This is a genomic window from Dialister succinatiphilus, assembly GCF_928721695.1.
Classification (GTDB): domain Bacteria; phylum Bacillota; class Negativicutes; order Veillonellales; family Dialisteraceae; genus Dialister; species Dialister succinatiphilus.
The window spans coordinates 1-2,500 of sequence record NZ_OV788641.1; the positions used below are offsets into that span (position 1 = coordinate 1).

Here is a 2,500-nt window from a genome sequence, read left to right on the forward strand (position 1 = left end):
TTAATCAGCAGCTTCCTATCCTCCCGGGCCGCTTCCAGCCAAGTACTTTCGGCGTTTGTGAGCTTAACTACCGTGTTCGGCATGGGTACGGGTGTATCCTCACAGCTATCGCCACTGAATCTTTGAGAGTCTGTTCTCTCAAAACTGCATAGAAGAAGTCCCGAAGGCTCTCGCCTCTGGTCGTGCTTTTCGTGAAATCTAAGCTAAGACCTCGACCTATTAGTACTGCGTCGCTCCATGACTTGCGCCACTTCCACTCACAGCCTATCAACCTCATCGTCTTTAAGGGGTCTTACTCATTGCTGATGAGAAGTCTCATCTCGGGACGGGCTTCACGCTTAGATGCTTTCAGCGTTTATCCTTTCCGGATGCGGCTTTCCAGCCGTGCCACTGGCGTGACAACTGGTACACCGTTGATCCGTCCACTCCGGTCCTCTCGTACTAGGAGCAGCCTCCCTCAAACTTCTTGCGCCCGCGATGGATATGAACCAAACTGTCTCACGACGTTTTGAACCCAGCTCGCGTACCACTTTAATGGGCGAACAGCCCAACCCTTGGAACCTACTCCAGCTCCAGGATGTGATGAGCCGACATCGAGGTGCCAAACCTCCCCGTCGATATGAACTCTTGGGAGAGATTAGCCTGTTATCCCCAGGGTAGCTTTTATCCGTTGAGCGATGGCCTTTCCACTCAGTACCACCGGATCACTAAGCCCGACTTTCGTCTCTGCTCGACTTGTCTGTCTCGCAGTCAAGCTCCCTTCTGCCTTTGCACTCTTCGGCCGGTTTCTGTCCGGCCTGAGGGAACCTTTGGGCGCCTCCGTTACATTTTAGGAGGCGACCGCCCCAGTCAAACCGCCTGCCTGAGATGGTCCACGAGGTTGTTAGTCTCCGTGTTAGAATCTCAGCAACATAAGGGTGGTATCCCAACATCGGCTCTGTAACACCCAAAGGCATTACTTCTTAGCCTCCCACCTATCCTGTGCATATGTCACCGGGATTCAATCTCAAGCTGCAGTGAAGCTCCATGGGGTCTTTCTGTCCAGTCGCGGGTAACCTGCATCTTCACAGGTATTTCAATTTCACCGGGCCCCTCGTTGAGACAGTGCCCAAATCATTACGCCTTTCATGCGGGTCGGAACTTACCCGACAAGGAATTTCGCTACCTTAGGACCGTTATAGTTACGGCCGCCGTTCACTGGGGCTTCAGTTCAAAGCTTCGCTTTCGCTGACCTCTCTCCTTAACCTTCCAGCACCGGGCAGGCGTCAGCACCTATACTTCAGCTTTCGCTTTCGCAGGCACCTGTGTTTTTGGTAAACAGTTGCTTGGGCCTCTTTTCTGCCACCCTTTTCTGTTCCGGGGGTTTCTCCCTTTCGCCTACTCAGGGTCATCCTTCTCCCGAAGTTACGGATGCAATTTGCCGAGTTCCTTAACGAGGGTTTTCCCGCGCACCTTAGGATTCTCTCCCCGCCTACCTGTGTCGGTTTACGGTACGGGCGGATTTCGTCTCGCTAGAAGTTTTTCTTGGCAGTGTGGGATCCATGAGTTCGTCAAAGTCTCCTTTAACTCCCCATCATGTCTCTGCTTCTGTAAAGGGGGATTTGCCTCCCTCTACGCATACGCACTTGGACGCGCTCTTCCAGCCGCGCGATCATGTGCCCTCCTGCGTCGCTCCTTCGCTCAATTGACTCCATCCGGTACAGGAATTTCAACCTGTTGTCCATCGCCTATGCGTCTCCGCCTCGGCTTAGGTCCCGACTTACCCTGAGTCGACGATCGTTGCTCAGGAACCCTCGGGCTTTCGGTGGAAAGGATTCTCACCTTTCTTTTCGATACTCATACCGGCATTCTCACTTCTTATATGTCCACATCTCCTTACGGTAATGCTTCTTCCTTATAAGAACGCTCCCCTACCCATGACATTGCTGTCATGCCATAGCTTCGGTTCCGTGCTTGAGCCCCGGACATTTTCGGCGCAGCGTCTCTCGACCAGTGAGCTATTACGCACTCTTTAAATGGTGGCTGCTTCTGAGCCAACATCCTGGTTGTTTATGAAACGCCACATCCTTCGCCACTTAGCACGGCATTTGGGACCTTAGCTGATGATCTGGGCTGTTTCCCTTTTGACCACGGCCCTTATAAGTCGTAGTCTGACTCCCGAGTATAATTGCAGCCATTCGCAGTTTGACTGGGTTTGGTAACCGGGTAGGTCCCTCTCCTGATCAGTGCTCTACCGCCTGCAATCTCTACCTCGAGGCTAGCCCTAAAGCTATTTCGGGGAGAACCAGCTATCTCCACGTTCGATTGGAATTTCACCCCTACCCACACCTCATCCTAACCCTTTTCAACGGATATAGGTTCGGCCCTCCGCACATTTTTACCTGTGTTTCAGCCTGGACATGGGTAGATCACTGTGGTTTCGGGTCTATGCAATCCAACTTATCGCCCTATTAAGACTCGCTTTCGCTTCGGCTCCGCATTTCCTGCTTAACCTTGCTGG

General features: G+C 52.6%; 2 rRNA genes (1 of these 2 cut by a window edge). Both read right to left on the minus strand.

The window, feature by feature from the left end:
- Positions 1–2: 2 nt before the first annotated feature.
- A 5S ribosomal RNA gene (rrf, locus tag NW747_RS00005) occupies positions 3–119 on the minus strand.
- An 80-nt stretch (positions 120–199) separates the two neighbouring features.
- Positions 200–2,500 (minus strand): 23S ribosomal RNA (locus tag NW747_RS00010); it runs 626 nt beyond the window's last position.